Source organism: Streptomyces sp. NPDC127084, assembly GCF_042724175.1.
In the GTDB taxonomy this organism is placed as follows: Bacteria; Actinomycetota; Actinomycetes; order Streptomycetales; family Streptomycetaceae; genus Streptomyces.
In genome coordinates, this window is sequence record NZ_JBHXFA010000003.1 from 78,097 (window position 1) to 98,280 (window position 20,184).

The 20,184-nt window shown below is 70.9% G+C and carries 16 protein-coding genes; 4 read left to right on the forward strand and 12 right to left on the reverse strand.

Annotated features, from left to right (window positions below; all coding sequences use genetic code 11):
* Positions 1-288 precede the first annotated feature (288 nt).
* Together ACFWI9_RS01755 and ACFWI9_RS01760 are read right to left on the reverse strand one after the other, a co-directional pair.
* Positions 289-3,123, reverse strand: coding sequence for a hypothetical protein (locus tag ACFWI9_RS01755; RefSeq protein ID WP_387158262.1), 2,835 nt, complete (start codon positions 3,121-3,123; stop codon positions 289-291).
* 2 nt (positions 3,124-3,125) lie between these two features.
* Positions 3,126-6,584 carry a hypothetical protein gene (locus tag ACFWI9_RS01760; RefSeq protein WP_387158264.1) on the reverse strand — a complete coding sequence of 1,153 codons (3,459 nt, stop codon included), beginning with the start codon at positions 6,582-6,584 and terminating at the stop codon, positions 3,126-3,128.
* A gap of 329 nt (positions 6,585-6,913) precedes the next feature.
* Here ACFWI9_RS01760 and ACFWI9_RS01765 point away from each other — a divergent pair, with 329 nt between their 5' ends.
* A complete protein-coding gene (locus tag ACFWI9_RS01765; RefSeq protein ID WP_387158266.1) occupies positions 6,914-7,231 on the forward strand; it encodes a hypothetical protein in 318 nt (105 codons plus the stop codon).
* A gap of 150 nt (positions 7,232-7,381) precedes the next feature.
* Positions 7,382-7,636 (forward strand): hypothetical protein, encoded by a 255-nt coding sequence (locus tag ACFWI9_RS01770; RefSeq protein WP_387158267.1) that lies wholly within the window; start codon positions 7,382-7,384, stop codon positions 7,634-7,636.
* Positions 7,637-7,841: 205 nt separating this feature from the next.
* Here the strand turns inward: ACFWI9_RS01770 and ACFWI9_RS01775 are convergent, their stop codons facing one another.
* Together ACFWI9_RS01775 and ACFWI9_RS01780 are read right to left on the reverse strand one after the other, a co-directional pair.
* Positions 7,842-8,222: a hypothetical protein gene (locus ACFWI9_RS01775; protein WP_387158269.1), complete on the reverse strand. Its 381-nt coding sequence runs from the start codon at positions 8,220-8,222 to the stop codon at positions 7,842-7,844.
* A complete protein-coding gene (locus tag ACFWI9_RS01780) occupies positions 8,219-8,476 on the reverse strand; it encodes an Arc family DNA-binding protein (protein WP_387158270.1) in 258 nt (85 codons plus the stop codon). The genes ACFWI9_RS01775 and ACFWI9_RS01780 overlap by 4 nt, the downstream gene beginning before the upstream one ends.
* A gap of 228 nt (positions 8,477-8,704) precedes the next feature.
* Between ACFWI9_RS01780 and ACFWI9_RS01785 the strand changes: the two genes are divergently transcribed.
* On the forward strand, positions 8,705-8,881 hold the full coding sequence (locus tag ACFWI9_RS01785) for a DUF6381 family protein (protein WP_387158272.1): 177 nt from the start codon (positions 8,705-8,707) through the stop codon (positions 8,879-8,881).
* Between the two features lie 207 nt (positions 8,882-9,088).
* Here ACFWI9_RS01785 and ACFWI9_RS01790 read toward each other — a convergent pair whose 3' ends face one another.
* Positions 9,089-9,811 (reverse strand): winged helix-turn-helix domain-containing protein, encoded by a 723-nt coding sequence (locus ACFWI9_RS01790; RefSeq protein ID WP_387158274.1) that lies wholly within the window; start codon positions 9,809-9,811, stop codon positions 9,089-9,091.
* A gap of 68 nt (positions 9,812-9,879) precedes the next feature.
* Here ACFWI9_RS01790 and ACFWI9_RS01795 point away from each other — a divergent pair, with 68 nt between their 5' ends.
* Positions 9,880-10,533 carry a flavin reductase family protein gene (locus ACFWI9_RS01795; RefSeq protein ID WP_387158276.1) on the forward strand — a complete coding sequence of 218 codons (654 nt, stop codon included), beginning with the start codon at positions 9,880-9,882 and terminating at the stop codon, positions 10,531-10,533.
* A 627-nt stretch (positions 10,534-11,160) separates the two neighbouring features.
* On the opposite strand, the gene ACFWI9_RS01800 is transcribed toward ACFWI9_RS01795, so the two are convergent.
* The 7 genes from ACFWI9_RS01800 to ACFWI9_RS01830 all read right to left on the reverse strand — a co-directional run bounded on the left by ACFWI9_RS01800 (position 11,161) and on the right by ACFWI9_RS01830 (position 19,973).
* Entirely contained in the window at positions 11,161-11,316 is a 156-nt protein-coding gene (locus ACFWI9_RS01800) for a hypothetical protein (RefSeq protein WP_387158277.1), read from the reverse strand.
* A 303-nt stretch (positions 11,317-11,619) separates the two neighbouring features.
* Positions 11,620-12,312 carry a class I SAM-dependent methyltransferase gene (locus ACFWI9_RS01805; protein WP_387158279.1) on the reverse strand — a complete coding sequence of 231 codons (693 nt, stop codon included), beginning with the start codon at positions 12,310-12,312 and terminating at the stop codon, positions 11,620-11,622.
* A 499-nt stretch (positions 12,313-12,811) separates the two neighbouring features.
* Positions 12,812-15,052 (reverse strand): pyridoxal-phosphate dependent enzyme, encoded by a 2,241-nt coding sequence (locus tag ACFWI9_RS01810; protein ID WP_387158280.1) that lies wholly within the window; start codon positions 15,050-15,052, stop codon positions 12,812-12,814.
* Between the two features lie 11 nt (positions 15,053-15,063).
* Entirely contained in the window at positions 15,064-16,035 is a 972-nt protein-coding gene (locus ACFWI9_RS01815; protein ID WP_387158282.1) for a kinase, read from the reverse strand.
* Positions 16,035-17,567, reverse strand: coding sequence for an argininosuccinate lyase (locus tag ACFWI9_RS01820; RefSeq protein WP_387158284.1), 1,533 nt, complete (start codon positions 17,565-17,567; stop codon positions 16,035-16,037). Before ACFWI9_RS01820 ends, ACFWI9_RS01815 begins: the two co-directional genes overlap by 1 nt.
* On the reverse strand, positions 17,564-18,931 hold the full coding sequence (locus tag ACFWI9_RS01825; RefSeq protein ID WP_387158286.1) for a phosphotransferase family protein: 1,368 nt from the start codon (positions 18,929-18,931) through the stop codon (positions 17,564-17,566). The genes ACFWI9_RS01820 and ACFWI9_RS01825 overlap by 4 nt, the downstream gene beginning before the upstream one ends.
* 43 nt (positions 18,932-18,974) lie before the next feature.
* The gene (locus ACFWI9_RS01830; RefSeq protein ID WP_387158288.1) at positions 18,975-19,973 is read right to left on the reverse strand and encodes an adenosylhomocysteinase; all 999 of its coding nucleotides are present in this window, start codon (positions 19,971-19,973) and stop codon (positions 18,975-18,977) included.
* Positions 19,974-20,184 lie beyond the last annotated feature (211 nt).

Below are 20,184 nucleotides of genomic sequence, written 5' to 3' on the forward strand. Positions count from 1 at the left end.
CCTGGTGGGCATGCCAGCCCTCGTCGTCATTGCCGCCCTGATCCCCGCCGTACGCGCTCACCGGCTGTCCGCGGACAGCAGCGCGGCCCGCGCGGCCGACCACACGCCGGCCGCCCACTCCGGGTGGGCGTACGGGCAGCGAATTCGGCGTACGGGCAGCGAATTCGGCGTCGGCCTGGGAGTCGACGATCTCGGTCGACGCGGTCCGCTACTGGCTCGCTGCCTGGTTCACCGAACAGTGGGGCAACGCTTCGGCGTTCGCACAGGGGAGCCGTCACTCAGGCGAGCCTACAGCGTCTCGGGCGGGCGAAGCTGGGGCACCGGCTGGAAGTCGGCGGGCGGGGGCAGGGCGCGGGATTCGGGGATGGCGGCGGTGTAGTGCGAGGCGAGGTCGCGGACTTCGGCGTGGGTGAGGGGGATGACGTTGTGGCGGTGGGTGCCGAGGCCGCCCGGGATGTTGTCGGCGAAGTCCAGGACGGTGCTGTCGCGGACGCCGTGGGTAATCAGCATGGTGTGGTCTCCGCTGCTCAGCCCCGCCCCCGGGACCACGATCACCTGCCCGTCGTCGGCGACGAACTCCAGGTAATCGGCGGTGTGGGCGCGGGTCAGGGCGGCCTCGGTCTGTTCGGTGACGGCTTGAGCGGCGACTTGGCGGCTGGTCTTGGACTCGGCGTAGACCAGCAGCGAGAGCCGGTCCCCATCGGCCGCCACAAAGGCTCCGGGATCGCCGATCTCGGTGCGTACGAACACCTCCTCGCCGTCCCGGACGGCCCGGCGATAGGCGTACAGCCTGCCGCGCAGCGGCTCGCCAGTGTGGCCCAGTCGCCGGGCCTGATCGCGTGCCCAGGCGCGGGCCACCGGGTCGGCGGTGCGCTGGCCGATGCGCTCGCCGATGGCACCGGCCGGGTTGCTGATCACCCCGGACCGGGTGCGACGCATCACCGTTCTGTCCAGCGGGGAGAGGTCCGGCCCCCGCACGGGTTCGTGCCGGACGGGGTAGCCGCGGAAGTGGCCGCCGCGACTGGCGTGTGCAGAGGTGCTGATCGCCAGATGGTCCTCGAGGTCCAGGTCCTCCACGGCTCGGAGCGCCGCGTCGTCCAACTCCATGGCCCGCGCGGAGCGGCGCAGCTCGCGGATGGTCCGGATCAGGCCCTGGGTGCTCAGCCGCAGCTGCTCCGAGGCGGTGGTTCCACTGCCCAGCTCGCGGCGGCCCAACCGGCGCAGCAGCGCCGCCTCGCGGGCTCGTAGCCGTCGCCAGAGGGCGGTGTCGGGGATGGCCTCGCCGAAGGTTTCCTCGATCTGCCGCCGGACGGCAGTGAGTTCCTCCAGCAGCCGCACCCGGCGCCAGGCCTCCACCTCGACGGCGGTCAGGCGTTCCTGCAGCCGCCGCCGAGCGGCCCGGGAGAGCCTGCGGCGTGGGGCCCGGTCCGGGCGTGGCGGCAAGGGGTGGCGCTCGGAGGTGCCCCGGCTGCTGCCGCCGGTGGAGCGGCTGCCGTTGCCGCGCGCGGTTGCGGCGGGACTGGGCGGAGACTCGCCCGGTGGGGCGCTCATCAGAACGGCTCCGCCCACGGCCAGCGCGGGTGGCGGGCCGGCCTGCTCCAGCACTACGCCCAGCCGGTCGGCCAGTTCCGAGACGCTCGGCAGAGCGAGCGTGGGCCGGGTAACGGCGGTTCCGTCGGCGCCGAGCTCCACGATGGCACCGATGGCACCGGGGACGCGTTCGGCGGCGGCCGCCGCCGAACCGGCGCCACCACCACCGCCCACGGCCCGGGGACCGGCCGCCCGGGCTGTCAGCAGGACGGCGATGACCTGGCCGATCAGCTGGCCGATCATGTTCGAGCGGCGGTCGGGGCCCGCCGTGTCGTACTCCGCCCGCCAGGTGTCCAGGGCCTCCCTCACACCATCCCGCAGCTCGCGGGCCCAGCGCCGACGCTCCTCCAGCAGCCGACGCCGGGCGGGCGTCAGCTCTAGCGGCAGCAGCGCCGGAGAGGGGAAGTGCTCTCCGGGCTCCCAGTGCTCGCCGATGCGCTCGCGTTCCTCCTCGGCACGCGCGATGTCCTCCAGCAGCAGCAACTGCAACAGGTTGTAGAGCAGTTGCAACAGCGAGACGATGCCGGGCAGCAGCTCCAGCGCCGCGCGCATCAGACCGGTGCCGATGCCCATCAGCAGGCTGAGCGCGTTCTGCAGGAAGTCGATGAGATCCAGCGCGGTGTCGGCGAGGCGGGGGACGCCCAGCACGATCTCCGCCAGGACCAGTTCGGTGCGGTGCTCCCGGATCCAGTCGCGCAGCGGGTCGAAGAGGAGATGGATGTCGTCGGCCGCCTGCAGGGACTCGTCCCGCAGTTCCTCCGAGAGGCCGGTGAGGGCACTGGAGCCCTCCTGGGTCAGGTCCCAGGTGCCCAGGATCACATCGCGGGCCACCTCGTCCGGGGCGCGCGGCCGTGGAGCGTCGGGGGCGACGAAGGCCGGGCCGTCGGGGCCGTCGAGGATCAGCGGTACGCCGGTGCCGTACCGATGGGCGAACTCCAGGCGGCGGCGGGCGCGTTCGCGGGAGCGCTCGGCCTCCCAGGCCGCGGCGATGCGTATCGCCTCCTCGAAGCTGTATTCCGGGGCCAGGCTCATCGGGGGCGGCCGCCGGCTCATCGGCAGCGGTGGGGGCGGGGGTTGCGGTGGTTCGGCCGGGGTGTAGTACGCCTGCGGGGGTGCGTAGGAGCGGGGCGCCGGGTTCGCGGGGTCGGAGGTGACGGTCTCCGGCGGCATCGACTCCAATGGCGGCGGCGGGGGTTCGGGCGCGGCCGCAGACTCCCAGGGCACTGGGAGCACCGGGCCGGTGCCGCGTTCCAGCTCGCGCAGGATGGCCTGCTCGCGGGCGGTGGTGCCCTCGTCGGCGGCCCGATCCGGGCGTGCGGGCGCGGACCGCCGGGGTGCTGTTCGCGGCGCCGGTTCGGGCTCCCGGACGTGCCGTTCCGTCTCCCGCTCCACGCCGCGCTCCCGGATGCCGCGCAGCCGGTCCAGCAGCGCCTGGTCTGCCTCCGCGGACCGGCGGCGCGGAGGCGCGCCGGGCCCCCGCATGGTGGGCCGCCGGGCCGACTCGCCCCCGCCCCCACCATCGCCATCGCCCATGATCAGGCGTCCGTCTCGACGCGGACCTCGCCGCCGGTGACCACCACTTGCCGGTCCACCTCCGGGTCGGCGTGCTCGTCGGCCAGCAGGCGGGCGGCGTAGCGGAGGTTCTCCAGCTCTCCGGAGCGCAGTTCGGCGCGGACCTTGGCGACGTCCAGCGCCCGGTGGGCCTGCTTGAACTGCTCCAGCAGCGGCGCGGTGCCCGGCAGTGCCTCCATGAACAGCCGCCCGGTCGGGATCACGATGGTCTCGTGCTCCTTCCGCGGCCCGGCCAGCCGCCGGGCGATCATCAGCTCCAGGGCGTCCCGGGCGGCCTCGTCCAGCTCATCGCCGCGCTGCTCGCGCAAAGCGATCAGGTCCTCGATGGGCGTCTCGCCGACCGGGTCGGGGTCGCGCAGCCCGAAGTAGTCGTCGACGTAGTTCAGCATCATGAAGTCCGTCAGGTAGACGCACTCCTTGAGTGGGAAGAGGATGTAGTTCCCCTTGTAGCCCAAGGGACGGTCCAGGTCGGCGATCTCCACCAGCGGGCGGGTGGACTCCGAGGCGACCGGCGGGGCGCATTCGATGATGTACCGCACACCGTCCCGGTGGAAGATCCGCGGGCTTTCCTCGTCGGGCCGGACCCGCCGGATGGTGCAGCCGCGGGAGTCGGGCTGCGGCACGGGCACCTCCTTGTGGTAGAGCCGGAAGAACCGCTGGTCCGGGGGTTCATGGGCCCAGATGGCCTGCATGTAGTGGAGGATGTTCTGCTTGACGTGCACCCGCAGCTGGTCGATTCGGGAGCGCCGGTTGAACTGCGCCTCGACGGCCTTGGTGTACGCGGCGGTGGCGGCCTCCAGCGTGGACACCTCGCGGGCCAGCTGCCGCCGAGCCTCGCTCATGGACTCGCCCAGCTGCTGCAAGCGCAGCTCCAGGGCGTTGCGCTGCGCCTCCAATCGGCTGGAGTCCTCGTCCCGGCCGCCGAACAGCAGCGACCAGCCGCCGGTGAAGAATGCCTCGGCGGCGCGCTGGACGTCGTCGGGCTCGTCCACCTTGGCCAGGTCGCGGCCCTCGGTGGCGCGGACCAGCAGCTCCTGGAGGTGCTCGATGGCCAGCATCCGCTCATGGATGGACTGGTCGAGGCGGTCCACCAGGTCCTTCTGGGTGTTCCAGTGGGTGCGCTTGATGTCGACGGCGAGCTCGTCCCCGGCGAAACGGTCCTCCAGGACGTCGATGGCCGCCTGGAAGCCGTCGTCCAGAAGCACTCGCTTGAGGATCCAGGCGTGTGCGAGCAGCCAGTCGTCGTCGATCTCATGCGGGGCGGGGACGTCCTGGGCAACCATGATCACGGGGGTCAGCCGGTGGATGCGCTCGCGGACCTTGTACTGCCGCTCCAGCTGGTACAGCAGATAGGTGACTGTGATCTCGTTGTTGGGGTTGCTCAGTGTGCCACTGGTGACCCGCTCGTTGTCGGCGGACTCCTCGGTGGAGGCCTCCACGGTGTGGTCCCGGCGGAACTCCTGGGCGGCCCTGGCCACGTCTTCCCGGGCGCTGCGCTTGACCCGGGAGGACTCGTCCGCCTGGTTGAGCGAGAAGCCGGTGGTGCCGCCGATCTGGCCGATGCCGAAGTTCAGCGAACCGCTGGCGGAGGTCTGGAAGTTGCTCGAGAGCGAGGCGCGACGCATGATCTCGTCCTCGGCTCGGCTGCCGCGCTGGATCTCGTCGCGCTGGTTCATCAGCGCGCTCTCCACCTCGCGCTGGGCCCGGGACTTCTTCACTCGCTCGGTGACCGAGACACTACGAGTCTCGCCCGGGGCCAAGGGGACGGTGGCGACCAGGTCGCCGACCTGGTACGTCAGGGGCCGTAGCTCCTGACGGTACGTGGTCAGGATTCCGTAGTTGACCGAGTCGGGCGCGAAGTAGTGGAAGGCGTAGGGCTCGCGGATGCGGTCCCGCGCCTCGAGTATCAGCTTCTGGGCGCGCCCGAGCGGCCCGGCCGGGCTGCCGATCAGCTCCTGGCCCTCGCGGCGCAGCCGGGCCACCAGCGCGGCGTCCGTACCGGCGGCCCGGATCCGGCGGGCGAGGGTGCGCAGGGCGGCCTGCTGGTCGCAGGAGAGGGCGTGCCACTGGGCGAAGCTGAGAGACGGGAAGGCGACCTGCACCTCCTGCGGCGGGGGCAGGAAGGTCAGCGCCTCGCGGCGGTCGTCCAGGTCGGCGAGGAACCGCTCGAGTTCCCGGACGTCACCGGCTTCTCCAGCCCAGGTGAGGTCCAGGCCGTACTCCTCGTGTAATCGGACGGTCTCGCCGTACAGGCGGCCGACGGCGTCCCGGAACCGCTCGTCGAAGGCCTCGGTCCACACGTGCGGGAAGGCCATCTGCAAGGCGTGGACGTCCCGGATGGCGGTGGTCTCGGCGGTCCCGGAGTCCGGCTGGAGGAGGGCGACAGCCTTCTTCAGCCGGGCGAACACGGCAGCGGTGTCGGCGCCTTCGCCATCCCCGTCCAATGGCCGGATCTGCGCCAGCACTTGGCGGATGATCTCCTCCTGCGGGGTGGGCGCGTCGTCCTCACCGCGGGGCGGCGGCTCGTCGCCTGGCGGGGCGGGGGCAGGCGGAGCGTCCCCGGGGGGCGGGTCCAGCAAGCCGCGCAGCCGCTCCAGCACCGGGCCCTCGGTACGGTCCTCCAGCAGCGGGCAGAGGCTGGTGATGCGGATCGGGCGGGACCGGTCGGCCCATGAGGCCACATCGAGGCCCTTGCGGATCAGTTGGGCGTCGGTGAAGTGGAGTTGGACGGTGCCATGGCCGGCGTCGGCGAATTGGGCCAGCCGCTGCAGCCCGGCCTCCAGGCCGGCCTTCTGGGCGGCCTCCAAGGTGGTGCCCGCGCCGAGGAACAATCGGTCCTTGCGGGTGGCGGCCGGCAGCGCGGCGAGCTTGCGGGCGAAGTCCTGGCCCTTCTGTACCGCCTTGACCCGGGCGGAGATCTGCTCCTTGACCGTGGGAGCCAGGAACGTGTTCATCCGCTGCTGCTGGGTCCAGTCCTCGGAGAGCTCCTCGGCGAGGATCTCGGCGGGCTCGCGCAGCGCCCCGGCCTCGCGCAGGGTCTGCCGGGGCAGCTGGATGGAGAGCGTCTCGGTGCCGCCGTACCGCAGCCCGTATATGACCGTCTGCCAGAGGGTGGCCGGCTCCTTGCCCTTCTCCGGCACCGGCCGGTGCGGGGGCAGCACGAGGACGGCCACCTGACGCTGACCTGACTTGGGGGCGTCCTTAGACGTGATCCCCTGGAGGGCGGCCGGCTCGTCCCAGGCGAAGAGGAAGCGGCCGTCCTCATCGGTGAGGGCGGAGCCCACCCGCTCGGTGCCCTGGCCGGGCGCGGCGGCGTACTTGGTGGGTGTGGCGCTCTGGCCGATCTCATAGAAAGCGACATTGAGCCTGGCGACTCCCTGTCCGGACTCGGTGGTGACCCGTCCGGCGATCGTTGTCGGCATACGTCTCCCCAAGGCTCGGTCCCGCCGCCCGCCGACGGGGATCCGGGGGACAGTGTGCGCCACCTCAGCAGGATCCGGTGCCTTTTGATGCAATTCACACGGGCGGAGCGGAGATCGTCATTGGCGTAGGGCGGATACGAGTCGGAAAATGGGCTCTCCTGTCGCTTCCGTGGGTCGCTGACCAGGGTCGATACGCAGAACACGCCGTAGCCCGTCTACGTTTCGACTGCTGAACCTGGATGGGTGCAGATCTTGTAGGGGTGCCTCGTTTAGGAGATTCGGGGCTTTGGGGGTGGTGTGGAGGTGGTCGGTTTCTACCGTCGTCGGTGTTGAGCCCGTCGCTGGGGCGGGTGTCGGCTGGGGGTGATGTGGCGCCGTCGTTGTTCGAAGCGCTGGAAGTCAGGGAGTCGGCAGCTCGTGGGCGGGCCGAGCGGCTGCGTGAGCAGATCGCTGCCCTGTCCGGGGAACTGGAGGGGGTCGAGGAGGAGTTGACGCGTCTGCGGATCACGCGGGAGACGGTGGACCAAGTTTTGACCGGCACCGGCCCGGTGTCGGCGGGCGCCGAGCCGGTCGGGGATCCGGAGGCGGCGATGGCGCCGCTGGTCCCGGTCATGCTGAAGGCGAGGAGGCGGGGGACACGGTGGTGACCTCGCAGGCATACCGGCAAAGGAGGGCATGGCTGAACACGGCTGGTACTGGCCAGAGTCGGCGACTGGCACAGCGCCCCCGTCGTCGGGCCCAGTACCGAACGCCGCTGCCGAACAGCCCCCGGTGACCAGTCCGAGGTCGAACGCCTTATGAAGCAACGTGACACGCTGCGCGCTCGGCTGGCGACCGCGCCGCCGGAAGCACGCGAGCAGATCCGGGCGGCCATCCAGCTCCTGTGGAGGGCTGCGGCCGACGCGCTCGCCGACGTAGACATCACCGCCGAGGCACTGAACGCCACCGCCCCCAGGCCCGCACCCGGCCCGCGCAGCCCGGAAGCCGAGCAGGGTATCCGTGACCAGTATGAGCGCCTGATCGCCGAACAAAGACGCGACGAAGAGAACTGACAGTGATGATTGCTGTGGCTCCGCTCGGGGGCCTGACTCCAGAACTACCAGTGATCTCGCCGGCGTCCAGCACCTCGGCTGCGGAGAGCAGCCGCAGCAAAGTGGACTTGCCCGAGCGCCGCCGGGGCCCGCGCGTACGTCCCCGGGCAGCTTGAGCCCGGCCCCGCGCAGCCTGCGCGGGGCCAACCCTTGGCGAGGAACAGTGTCAGGGAGTGAGGTCGAGAACCCGGACGGGCTGTCCGACCCACCGTTTCGGCGCAGTCGTGGCGACGATGGCGCCATCGGGACGGTCCATAGTCGGCTGGGCGGCATGCTGCGCGTGCGCCAGAGCCCAGGTCTCTTCCCGGGCGACGGCGAGCGCTGCCGGGAGATCGAGGTCGAGCACCGTGATCCCGGGCAGCGCGGCCAGGTGCTCGGCGGTGCCGGGGCGGGCGCGGTCGGCTTCGACGAGGGCGCAGGCCGGGACGTAGACGAACCAACCCGTCTCCGCGTGGGCCCGGTCGATGAGTCGGGAGGCGAGGACGTTGCCGGTGCCGACGGCGGCCAAGGCGGTCTCGTCCAGGACGATGTGCATGGCATCGGTCACGGGCGCTGCACCTGCGCCAGGCGACGGTCCAACTCGTCGTCCAGCTCGGCTGCTTCAGCGATCGTGGGCGCGTAGCCGTTCCATGCCTCCAGAGCGGCCTTAGCCTGCTCTGCCCGCTCTGCCCGCTCTGCCGGCGTGAGCAGCGTGTCCGCGAGGCGCGCCAGGTATGCACGCAAGGACAGGCCCTCAGCGGCGGCAACGGCAGCGAGCCGATCGCGGGCTTCCTCGGGAATTCTCACATTGGCATCGGACATCACAGTGCTCCTTCCCATGCCCCAGGGTACGGGTACGGGTACGTACCCGCCAGCTCGTGGTCGAGACAAACCCGCAGCCCATCGTCCAGGCCAGGCGGCACGGCATACGTCGACGCAAGGCAACCGTGTGACCTGCAGGGATAACGGTCGGTAACGGCTCGAGATGCAGAGACCTACGGCTGTTGATTCGCTGATGACGCCCGCTCTCCCCAGATCCAAGGAGTGATCATGAGCGTTGCAGGCGAACCCGGCGGCCGTGCTGACCAGATGCGCACCAAACTGCAGGAGCTGAAGGACAAAGCGGACCGCGCCACCGACCCGCAGGAACGCCAGCAACTGCGTGAGAAAGCCCGCCAGATGGAAGAACAGATCACGCGGGAAATCGGCAAGAACCCCATGGAGTAGACGGTTCCCAACCACGGAGGTGGCCCCGGCACATCACGCCGGGGCCACGCGTGTCTCGGCGCGGGCAGAGCCAGCTGGTCGAGAAGCCGCATGGGCCGCACACACCGTGGCCCGCCTCGGCTAGGTGCGTGGGTCAGTAACGAACGACTGGCTGCGTCGCCGTGAGGCGCGGGCAACGGACAGCGTCTGACTGGGTGGGATCGGTGCTCATCTGATGGCGGTGTGCGGCTCGTCGGATAGGCCGAGGTGGTCCTGAAGCGCGCGCCGACCGGTGTCGGTGAGAGCGACGGCGCGGCTGGTGCCGATCCGAGTGATCCAACCAAGGTCGAAGGCGTGACGGCACAGGGCGGCACCGACGGCACCGGCCAGGTGAGGGCGGCGTTCGGTCCAGTCCAGGCATGAGCGGACGGGCGGACGCCGTGTGGCGGGCGGTAGCACGATGCCGAGTTCGGCCAGCCAGTCGGTCCCGTTGCCGGTGAGCGTCGGCCCCTGCTCCCAGTCCAGAAGCCCCCGGTCGGTCATCGCCTCGGTGATCGCGACACCGAGGGCGCCCGCGAGGTGGTCATAGCACGTGCGGGCGCGGGCCAGTGCCCGGCTCCGGTTGACAGCGGGCAGCGAGCGTGGCGGAGTGACGCGTCGAGGCGCCCTGGAGGCAAGGATCTCGATCAGCTGGGCCGTTTCGGGATCGGCGAGGCGAACGTAACGATGACGGCCCTGACGCTCCTGCGCGAGCAGTCCTCCGCCGACCAGGAGGTTCAGGTGCTCGGTCGCAGTCGAGGCGGCCACCCCGGCATGGCGCGCCAACTCGGTCGCGGTCCATGCCCGACCGTCCAGGAGGGCCAGGCAGAAGCTGGCGCGGGTGCCGTCCGCCAGAAGTCCGGCCAGAGCGGCCAGGTCCGGGCCCTCCAGGTGCGCGTCATGGTTTCTCATTGCCGTCCATCATCCACCAGCGATCCTTCGGCGAGGGCCGAAGAGTCTTCACCTTACGGTCGACTCCCATGGACACCGCGACACCCAGCACCATGCCCAACAACGCGTCGGCCGCCCATGTGGCCATAGAGCCGAGCATCCTGTACTTCGGAACGCCGGTCGTACTGCTTTCGACCGAGAACGAGAACGGCTCCTTCAACCTGGCGCCGATGTCCTCGGCCTGGGCACTCGGCCACGTTATCGTCCTCGGTCTGGGCCCCGGGGGACAGACCGCGCACAACCTCCTCAGCCGACCCGGTCTCGTGGTCAGCCTCCCCGCGCCCGCCCAGTGGCCGACGGTGGAGCGGCTGGCACCGCTGACTGGACGCAGCCCAATACCCGTGGACAAGCGGGACGCCTTCCGTTTCGAGCCGGACAAGTTCGCCGCTGCCGGCCTGCGACCTGAACCCTCCGAGTTGGTCCGGCCGCCCAGGGTCGCCGAATGCCCTCTCCAGTTGGAGGCCCGCGCTGCCCGGGTTCAGCCCGATGCCTCCGGGGCGTTCCTCATCGTGGAAGCCCACGTGCTCAAGGTTCACGCCGATCCGCAAATCGTCGTCCCCGGCTCCCAGCACATCGACCCGGCCGCGTGGAGCCCACTGATCTACAACTTCCGCCACTACTACGGACTGGGCCCCGAACTCGGCCACAGCTTCCGCTCCCAGACGCCCCGGCAAGGCCACTGACCGATCTCGAAGCCGGTAGACGTATGGGACAAGGGGGGACTGGAGCAGGGCTGCAACCGGCCGCCGTACTCGTCCTGGACGACGCCCTATTGACCCACCGGCCCCGCTCGGCTTCAACGCGCTGCTCGGCAACCTGCAGCGCGGCAAGCGGGTCCTCAGCCATGCCCAAAAGCCGGCCAAGCTCGCTGGCTTCGTCGACTGGATCGAACGGCGGGAACTCGCCCAGGTCCAGGAAGCTCTCGCTGCCGACGTCCTCGACCGCGTGGAGAGACCTCAAGCGGCCTCTTTGTCGCACGAACCTCGACATAGCGCACACCAGGGCGCTCTGCCGAGCCGTACGGCCCAAGGAACTGCTCGACCGACCGGCCCCGCCGCAAGGCTTGACGATCAATAGGAGCATCAGCCCGGTGTCCGGGACCGGTTTGCAGGTGCCGGAGCCGCTCAGGCCGTGTCTTTCGGATCAGGCCGGGGCAGGAAGCGGTGTCTGGCGCATCGTGCTCATCGGGAACTCCTCGTGTGACGGCTACACCGTGCGGCCACCTCAGCGGTCGACCAGGCCTGCCGGGTGCTGCGGCTCCCGATTCCAGCAGGTAGGAATGGGCGTCCGGGGAGTGCCGGGTGGCTGGATCAGCGGGGCGGGAGGGAAGCCAGAGAGAGGTCCCACTCGTCAGCCGAGTGCAGCAGCGCTGCGGCGTCCAAGCTGACCTCCACGACGTACTGGTAGATATCAGGCCCCTCATCGCCCTGTTGCCACGGAGGTGCCGCCTCCAGAGACAGATGCACGCGGATCACTGCGGTCCCGAGCACGAGATCTTGGTCCGGGCCGCAAGGGGCCGGACGTCAGGCTGCCTGCTCAGCCCGTCGGCCCGACGATGCCGCACGACCTTGTCCACGCGGTTGTGGAGACCGCTCTCGGTATCGATGACGGCTTCTGGGGTGCGAATGGCTGAACCCCACGGGCCCGGGTCGTGTGGTGGTCGTGCCGGTGTGCGTGCTGCTCACACCACTGCGGCAGGCCATGGTCGGGTTTCGCTCTTGGGGTGGAGGCCAGGCTGCTGGCGTGCCTGTGCGTGGAGCCTGGTTGTGTCACTGGGGGGTGTATGCGGTCACGATCAGGGTGTCGGCGGTACGCGGGCCTTTGGATGTGGAGGGCAGCATGTCCGCGGTGATGTCGGTGAAGCCGGCTGCGTCGAGGAGTTTCGTCCACACGTGTTCCTGGAGGACCCAGCGGCGCATCGTGGTCGCCTCGCCGTCTGGTGTCTTCGCTGGGATCTCGGCGGCCACTATGTCGGTTTGGGCGGGTGCGCCGGAAAGGTAGTGGGCGAGTGTGGCGAATACCAGTCGGCCGCCTGGTTTGAGGGCTTCGGCCGCGGCTGGCAGGAGTTCCTGGGGCTCGGAGAAGTCGGCGGCTCCGAAGATGCTGTAGAGCGCGTCGTAGGTGCCACTCGCCTCTCGGAGGTGGGTTGTGACGTCGGAGTTCACGATGCGCAGGCGTGGTGCCAGGTGGCCGTACAGGTCGGTGGCCATGGCGTGCTGGGCCGGGGAGGAGTCGATGGCCACGATGGTGGCGGGCTGGTGATGGGTTGCCAGGTGCGCGGCGTGGCGAGCTGCCCCGGCGCCGAGATCGCCCACGCGGCGGCCGGTCAGATCGCCCAAGAGCTCGGCGCCGGGTCCGCTGTCCTGGCTCCAGATCCAGTGGAATTTGGCGGGAACGACACGGTCACATGCGCAGCGGGCGCGGCCGTAGTGGTGCCAGAGGTCTGCGGTACTCGATGTCACCCGCCCATCCTGGCGACCGGGCTTGGGCGCCGGGGCGGGTTCGATGAAATGTCACCCCTTGGGCGTGCTGCGGGGCTCCGGCTGCCCGGCTGAAGCCCCGGGTGCCCGTGCTACGAGGGTCAGGGCGAGTCGTTACCCGGGTGGCAGGGGGCGTGTCGTGTGGTGTGGGTGGTGTTGTGGGTTTGCTTGACGTTTTGGGTTCGTGTGGATGGTGCGCTGTGGCAGGCGGTTGGCTGGCGTGGACTGGTCGAGTTGCTTTTTGTGTGGCCATACGGGGCGGTGAACTGTTGCCGGGCCGGGTGGTGGTGCGCGGTGTCGGCTGATTGGGGGGCCAAGGGCTTTTCGGGGGCCCTTTTTTTCGTGTTTCTGGGTTTTGTGGTTCTTTTTCTGTGTTTCTGTGTCTGGGGGGTAGTGGGGTTTCCCCCCTTTTCCGGGGGCTGTGGAGGCTGCCGGGAGGGGGGGGTGTCGGGTGGTGTCGGGTGGTGGGGTGAGGGTGGGGTCAGGTGGTTGTGTGGAGGGTGATGAGGTCTGTGGCGGTTTTCAGGGCATGGAGTACTGGTTCGGGGTTTTGTGCGTGGGCGATCACGTGGCCGAGGCGGTCGTAGGCGCTTTGGGCGGGGCGGATCTGGGTGCCGGGTTTGCCTGTCACTTTCACACTGACGACGCCGGTGACTTGTTCGGCTTCTTTGGTGCCGGTGACCTCGGTCAGTGTGCCCTGTCGGGGTGCGAGTAGGAAGCGGATGCCCGCGTGGTCGCTGCGGCTGGGTGTCAGCGTGGGCGTGAGTCCGACCGCGGCCCGTAGTTGCTGCTCGAGCAGGTTAAGGCCGGTGGCCAGTCTGATGAGTTCGGGGATCATGCCGCCTGCCAGCCGCGGGTTGATTTCGATGATCACTGGCCCGTCGGCGGTCAGTCGGACCTCGGTGTGGGTCGGGCCCAGTGTCACTCCGCAAGCGGTCAGTGCGGTGGTCACGCTTTCCACGAGCGCGGTAGTGCTCTTTTCGGGTAGCACGGCGGGGAAGAGGTGCTGCTGCTCCACGAAGTAGGGCTCTGCGCTGACGTATTTGGCGGTGATGCCGACACAGGTGGCCACGCCGTCCTGGCTGAACATTTCCACGCTGAACTCGGGCGCGTCGATGAACTCCTCGACCAGGACTGTCTGTGCCGTGGGCATGCCGCGGACGTTGGTGTGGATGTCCAGCACGCGCTGTGCGTGTTCGTGTACCTGCTCAGGCGAGGTACACAGCAGTACGTTCTGCGAGGCGGAGTCGTCGGCTGGCTTCACCACGCAGGGCAGGCCCACTGCCGCCACCGCGTCCTGGACGTCGGTGAGGGTGCGCACCACCGCGTGGCGGGGCTGGCGCACTCCGGCTTTGGACAGGGCCTCGCGCTGCAGTGCTTTGTTGCGGCAGGTCGTCATCGCCTGGGCTGAACTGCCCGGCAGCCCTAGCCACTCGGCCGTTTCGGCGACTGTGGGGACGTAGAAGTCGCTGGTCGTGGTGATGCCCGCGATTTCCTCGCGAGGGAAGCGGTCCGAAATGGCTGTCCGCAGCTTCGTCGGGGAGTTGGTGTCGCATTCCAGCACCTCGCAGCCGGTCTCGGCGAGTCCGGCGTACCGCTGCGGGGCGCTGGTCAGCAGGACGGGCCGCAGGTCGAGCGCGGCGGCCGAGCGCAGCGCGATCATGCCGGTGCCGGTGGTGTTCGATTCCACGAACAGCAGGTGGCGGCGGTCGCCGGGCGGGAGCTTGACCACGGCACGGGACCAGGACCGTACCGGGGTGCCGTAGTCGACTGCCTCAGGTGTGCGTGCCTGGGGGAGGTGGTCCAGGTCTTTCTCGGCCCAGTACTGGGGGTCGTGCACGGTCTGGGCGTAGCGGTCGCCGCGGTCGGGGAAGATGCCGACGATGCGCTGGCCTGCTTCGGCCCGTGAGGCCACGTCCCCGAGTACCCGGTAGACCGATCCGGAGGTGTTGCCGGCGAAGATCTGCTGCTCCAGTGCCAGGTCGGTGGCGGCCTGGAATGCTTCCCGGTCGTTGAGCCAGTGCACCTCGTCGATGACTCGGCGGTCCAGGTTCTTCGGGTGCAGGCTGTTGCCGAGCCCGCTCTGCAGCCGCCCCGGTTCGTCGGGCTGTTCGAACAGCACGCTGCCCACGCAGTCGACGCCCACCACCCACAGGCCGGGCAGGGTACGCCGCAGTGCGCGGGCCGACCCGCACAGCGACCCCCCTGACCCCACCGCGCCGACCAGTACGTCGAGACTGCCGAGGTCCTCGGTCAGCTCGGCGGCCAGCCGGCGGTAGGCGGCCGGGTTGTCGGGGTTGCTGTACTGCTGCGGCCAGAACGCGCCCGGCAGCTTGCGCATCAGCGCGTCCAGGCGCTCCAGCCGGGCCCCTTGCCACCCCTGGTCCGTCATCTGTGAGACGACGTGCAGCACACAGCCCAGCGACCGGAGCTTGGCCGCTGTGACCGTGTCGATCCGCGGGTCGGTGACGATATGGACCTCGTGGCCCAGGGCCCGGCCGACCAGGGCCACGCCCAGCGCCATCGTCCCCGATGAGCTCTCCACGATCGGCGCGTTCGGGCGCAGCACCCCGTGCTGCCGGGCGCTGAGGATGATGTGCCGGGCCACCCGGTCCTTCATCGCGAACGGATTGGCCAGTTCCAGCTTGGCGTATACCTCCACACCGGCCGGTGCCTCCATGCGCAGCCGGATGAGGGGCGTGCGCCCTATCGCGTCGTGCATGCTGTCGAATATCACGTCGTTCCTCCCCCGTCGGCCGATGCCGACCATGTGCTGCCTTCGCCCAGCGTCCCGAACACGCGTACCGTGCCCGGCCACGCCGCGCACACTGTGCGTACGTAGTCCGTCTTGCCGTCCAGCTCCGGGTCGTCGGCGGCGAACGCGACGCCGAGCATGGTGCCGCTGTGGGCGAGCACCAGGCCGACGCCGTCCGCTTCCCGGCAGGCGTCCCGTAGTCGTGCCAGGCCCGCGCGCGGGCGCACCAGCACGTTCAACTCGGCGCTGCGTGTGCTGATGCGGCCCACCGTGGCGAGATCGCCGTCGGCCACCGCCCGGTGCAGTTGTGCCAGCAGCCGGGCGTACTCCGCCCGTTCGCCGGCGCCGAAGGGTGACGAGTTGCGGTTGTGCCGGACCGTGTCGACCTGGCCGCCCTCGTCGTGGGCCACGATGACCAGCCGCGGCAGCCTTCCCAGCCGGCCGCGCAGTCGTACCGCACGGTGGTGGAAGGCCACGATCTCGTCGTACATGACTCCGTCGGTCGGCTCGATGCCGCGCAGGAACTCCTCCGTCTGGGCCGGTGTGAACCGGGCCCCGAAGGCCGCGCCGACCGCGCGGACCGTGGCGACCAGGTCCGCCGAGGAGCTGGCCAGCCCCTTGCCCTCGGGTAGTTCGCTGCTCAGCTCCAGCAGCCCGCCGCCCCTGTGACCGACAGCGTCCAGGACCCGCCGGGCCACCTGCCGCGCCTTGTACTTGCCCGGCGGCACGGTGTGGACCTCGCCGTCGCAGGTGTCGGGCCAAAAGCGGGCCCGCGCCCAGACGTCGAGGGGCAGCGTGACGAGGAAGGCGCCGTCGTTGGGGAGCACTCCCTGCAGCAGCTCGCCGAAGGTGCCGAAGGCGGCGCCGGTCCCGCTCGCGAGGGCCTGCCCGGTGTCCTCCGCGAGCCCCACGCCGCCCGGCCGGCCGGCACCGCTCGAGTGGTCGCTCATCAGTTGGCGCTGAGCAGGGAGTTCGCCTGCGCCAGCCCGTCCGCGACGGTGGCAGCGCGGGCCGACCACTGGGCCCGCAGCCGATCGTACTCCGCGGTCTGCTCCCGCAGTACGGCGGCCGTGGCGTCCGGGTGGGCGGACCCGGACGACAGCAGCCGGCGCAGCCCCTGGTCGACGTCCTGCACGCGGGCGAGCACGGCCGCCGGCGCGGTCAGGGCGAACCCGCGCTCGGCGGCGATCTCGAGCAGCAGCCCCGCGTCCGGGCGGCCCGGTGGCAGCCCCCGCTCAAGTGCCCCGACGACATAGGCGCCGGCGATCACCTGGGCCCGCCGCCACGGCACACCTTCGGTCAGGGTCAGGGCGTTGGCGAGGCTGAACCCGCCGAGGTACTCGCGCTCGCAGGCGGCGCGCATCCGGCTCGCCCGGAAGGTGAGCCGGTTCATCACCTCGGTGAACAGCCGCAGCACGCTGCGCAGCGTGTCGAAGGCGGGCACCAGGTTCGCCCCGGCTTCCTTGCCCACCTCCACCAGATTCGTGTACGGGGTGTTGCGCTGGCCCAGCACGGCGTCGAGGTGGTACGTCGTCAGGTGCGCGGTGCGCCCCCGGATGCGCTCCAGCACCGGGAAGTTCTTCTTCTGCGGCATCGCCGAGGAGATGCCGCACAGTTCGTCGGGCAGGTCGATGAAGCCGAACTCGCTGCTGCCCCAGGTCAGCAGGTCGGTGGCGAACCGGCTCAGTGCGACACCGAGCACGCTCAGCTCCGCGGTCGTCTCGGCCACCCAGCCGCGGGAGGCCACGGCGGTCAGCGCGACGGGCTGCACTCGCCGAAAGCCCAGCAGCCGCGCCATCCGTTCCCGGTCCCAGGCCAGTTCCTGCCCGGCCATGGCACCGGAGCCCAGCGGGCAGGCGTCGATCCCGTCGTACGTCGACAGCAGCCGGCGCAGGGTGTGCAGCACCTGCTCGGAGACGGCGGCCAGGTAGTAGCCGGGCGTGATGATCTGGGCGGCCTGGAAGTGGGTGTGCCCCGGCATCGGCAGCTCGCGGGTGGCCTCGGCCAGCCGGTGCACCGCCCCACCGAACTCCAGCAGCCGCTCGCCGGTCTCGGCCAGCCGCTGCCGGCCGTTCATCAGCTGGGCACAGGCCTGCAGGTCGTTGCGGCTGCGGTCGACGTGCCACGCGGGGACGGGCTCGGGCAGTTGCTGCTCGACGTACCGCTCCAGCGCGAAGCTGATGTCCGACATGTTGGCCGTCCGATCGGCGGTGAGCCGGTCCACGTCCGCGCCGTGCAGCGCGCGGCCCAGGTGCCGGGCCTGCTCCTCGGTGACGATGCCGAGCCGCGCGTACTCCAGCGCGAGCACCTTCTCGATGGCGACGTACCAGGGCAGCAGGTTCGCCACCTCGTAGCGGAAGTGCGGCTCCAGCACCTCCTCGTGCCACAGCGCGCTGGGCGTCGCGGTGACCCGGCCGCTCAGCGGGGCCGGGGCGCGGCCCGCGTCCGGGGCCGCATCGCCGGTCTGTCCAGCCGTGCTCATTTGACATCCTTTGCAAGATCGCGGGCCTGCTCGACCAGCGTCGCCAGCCGATCGGGATCCGGTATGGCGGCCCCGAAGACCACACAGAGCATCAACACGCCGTCCAGGCGCAGGACGGCCTCCACGGCGGCGTCGAGGGCGGGCACCGTGCCGTGCCGCCGGTATCCGGCCCACAGCGCCTGAAGGTCGAGGTCGTTCTCCGGCAGGGCCGCGTTCGCCTGGATCCGCGCCAGCTCCAGGGCGGGATGACCGACCATGGCGCATCCCCAGTCGAAGAGTCCGCCGACCTCCCCCTCGACGGAGGCCAGGTTGCACATGCGCACATCCAGGTGCAGCAGCCGGGCCTCGGCGGCGAGCGGCGCGAGCAGCGGTACGAGCCCCTCGAGGCCGGGCAGCGGCGGCAGGTCGGGCACCTGTTGCGCCAGCCACCTCCAGCGGCCGGACACGCGCCGGGCGATGGCCACGTCGAAAGGCCAGCCGTCGTGGTCCAGGGGCCGCAGACCGCGCGGGACGGGCACGTTGTGCAGTCGGGCCAGCAGTTCGCCGATCCGCTCCGGGGCGGGCGCGGCGCCCGCCCCGGGCAGGAAGCGGGAGGCGAGCACGGGTGCCGTGGGTGTCTCCGCCAGCGCCAGCGGCTCGGCGACGGGCAGAGAGTGGCGGTGCAGATGGGCGGCGACGGTCCGCTCCTGCTCCAGCGCCTGGCGGGCGCTGAACGGGTCCCGGCCGGTGTAGCGGACGACCGGCTCCCGGGGCACCCGCAGGGCGACGTCGCCGTGCTCCGCGCTGTGCGCCCTGAAGACGGCGAACTCCATGCCCTCGCCGGCGAGCTGCGCCTCGCCCAGGTTCAGCGCACGGGCCGCCTGGGCGGCGATCTCCGCCACCTTCGCCTGCCGCCGGTCGGCGTCCCGCCGGGCCGCCGCGTCCCAGCGGCCCCAGGCGGGCCGCACCCGGCCCAGGCGGTCGGGGCGCAGCACGGCCGGGTCGGCCGCGCAGGCCTCGGCCAGCCAGGCGATCGCCCGCTCCGGTGCACCGGGCAGGCTGCCGTCGGCCCCTGCCGCCGTCCGGGCACCGTCGGGGTCGAGGCTCGCGTCCAGGCCGGCCACGACCACGGGCACACCCAGATGGGTGGCGCGCACCGTCTCGATGCGGTGGGCCGCGAGCCCCAGGGCCCGTGCCCGGTCCGAATCGTGGTCCGCCTGCGCGGGCAGGACGACCACCAGATCGGGGCGGGCCGGCGCGGGCACCGGATCGCCCCCGGGCCCGGCGAGGCCCACCTGGTGGCCGGCGTCCTTGAGCAGGGCGGCCGCGCGCGCCACCGCGGAGCCGGGGTGGTGCGGGCTGAGGTCGTGCAGATGTATGTCCAACGTTTCAGTCCTGGGGTTCGGCGTCGCGGACGGCGGCGGGGTGTCAGTAGCGGTAGTCCTCGCGCTTGTACGGGCCGTCCACGGGGACACCCGCGTACTCGGCCTGGCGAGGCGTCAGCCGGGACAGGGTCACGCCGAGGGCGTCCAGGTGGAAGCGGGCGACCTGTTCGTCCACCTCCCGCGGCAGGGTGTGCACGCCGATCGGATGGCTGCCCTTGGCGAGCTCGAGCAGGGCGAGGGCCTGGTTGGTGAACGAGGCGGACATGACGAACGCCGGATGTCCGGTCGCGTTGCCGAAGTTGAGGTCACGGCCGTGCGAGAGCACCAGCAGCGAGCGGCCGTTCGGCCAGATCCACTCGTCGACCAGTGGCTTCAGCTCGCGGCGGCGGATGCCGGGCACCGCGGCCAGCGCGGCCACGTCGACCTCGACATCGCTGTGCCCCATGTTGCCCAGGATCGTCAGGTGCTTCATCCGCTCCATGTGCTCGGGGCGGACGACCTCGCAGTTGGCCGCCGCGGTGATGAAGATGTCACCGATCGGGGCCACCTCCTCCAGGGTGGTCACCTGGTAGCCGTCCAGGGCCGCCTGGAGGGCGCAGATCGGGTCGACCTCGACGACGACGACCCGCGCGCCGAGACCGGACAGCGCCCGCGCACAGCCCTTGCCGACGTCGCCGTAGCCGACGACGACGCCGACCTTGCCGCTGATCATGCGGTCGGTGGCCCGGTTGAGCCCGTCGATCAGGGAGTGCTGGCAGCCGTAGATGTTGTCCAGCTTGGACTTGGTGACCATGTCGTTGACGTTGATGCCCGGGAACATCAGCTCGCCGGAGTCGGCCAGCCGGCGCAGCGCCCGCACACCGGTGGTGGTCTCCTCGGCGACGCCGCGGATGGACGCCGCGATCCCCGTCCAGCGCCCGGAGTTCTCCGCCATCGACTCGGCGATGAAACGCAGCAGCGCCGCCCGCTCGGGGTTGTGCCCCATCGCCGGGTCGGGGGCGGTGCCGTTCTTCTCGTGCTCCACCGCCTGGTGCAGCAGCAAGGTGGCGTCGCCGCCGTCGTCCTGGATGAGGTCCGGGCCGCCTCCGTCGGGGGGGGGGGGGGGCGCGGGGTGGGGGGGGGGGGGGTGTGTGGGCGGGGGTGGTGGTTCGGTTGGTGGTGGGGGTTGGGGTGCTTAGGTGGTGTTTGGTGGTTTTGGGGTGGGGGGTTGTGGGTGTGGGGGTGCGCCCCTGGGGGTTGCTCGCCCGGGTGGG

Excerpts from the sequence above, each read along its gene's own strand:
- ACFWI9_RS01760 (WP_387158264.1), bottom strand. The coding sequence starts at position 6,584 with ATGCCGACAACGATCGCCGGACGGGTCACCACCGAGTCCGGACAGGGA.
- ACFWI9_RS01810 (WP_387158280.1), bottom strand. The coding sequence starts at position 15,052 with ATGCACGACGCGATAGGGCGCACGCCCCTCATCCGGCTGCGCATGGAG.
- ACFWI9_RS01790 (WP_387158274.1), bottom strand. The coding sequence starts at position 9,811 with ATGAGAAACCATGACGCGCACCTGGAGGGCCCGGACCTGGCCGCTCTG.
- ACFWI9_RS01815 (WP_387158282.1), bottom strand. The coding sequence starts at position 16,035 with ATGAGCGACCACTCGAGCGGTGCCGGCCGGCCGGGCGGCGTGGGGCTC.
- ACFWI9_RS01780 (WP_387158270.1), bottom strand. The coding sequence starts at position 8,476 with ATGTCCGATGCCAATGTGAGAATTCCCGAGGAAGCCCGCGATCGGCTC.
- ACFWI9_RS01785 (WP_387158272.1), top strand. The coding sequence starts at position 8,705 with ATGAGCGTTGCAGGCGAACCCGGCGGCCGTGCTGACCAGATGCGCACC.
- ACFWI9_RS01820 (WP_387158284.1), bottom strand. The coding sequence starts at position 17,567 with ATGAGCACGGCTGGACAGACCGGCGATGCGGCCCCGGACGCGGGCCGC.
- ACFWI9_RS01795 (WP_387158276.1), top strand. The coding sequence starts at position 9,880 with ATGGACACCGCGACACCCAGCACCATGCCCAACAACGCGTCGGCCGCC.
- ACFWI9_RS01770 (WP_387158267.1), top strand. The coding sequence starts at position 7,382 with ATGAAGCAACGTGACACGCTGCGCGCTCGGCTGGCGACCGCGCCGCCG.
- ACFWI9_RS01755 (WP_387158262.1), bottom strand. The coding sequence starts at position 3,123 with ATGGGCGATGGCGATGGTGGGGGCGGGGGCGAGTCGGCCCGGCGGCCC.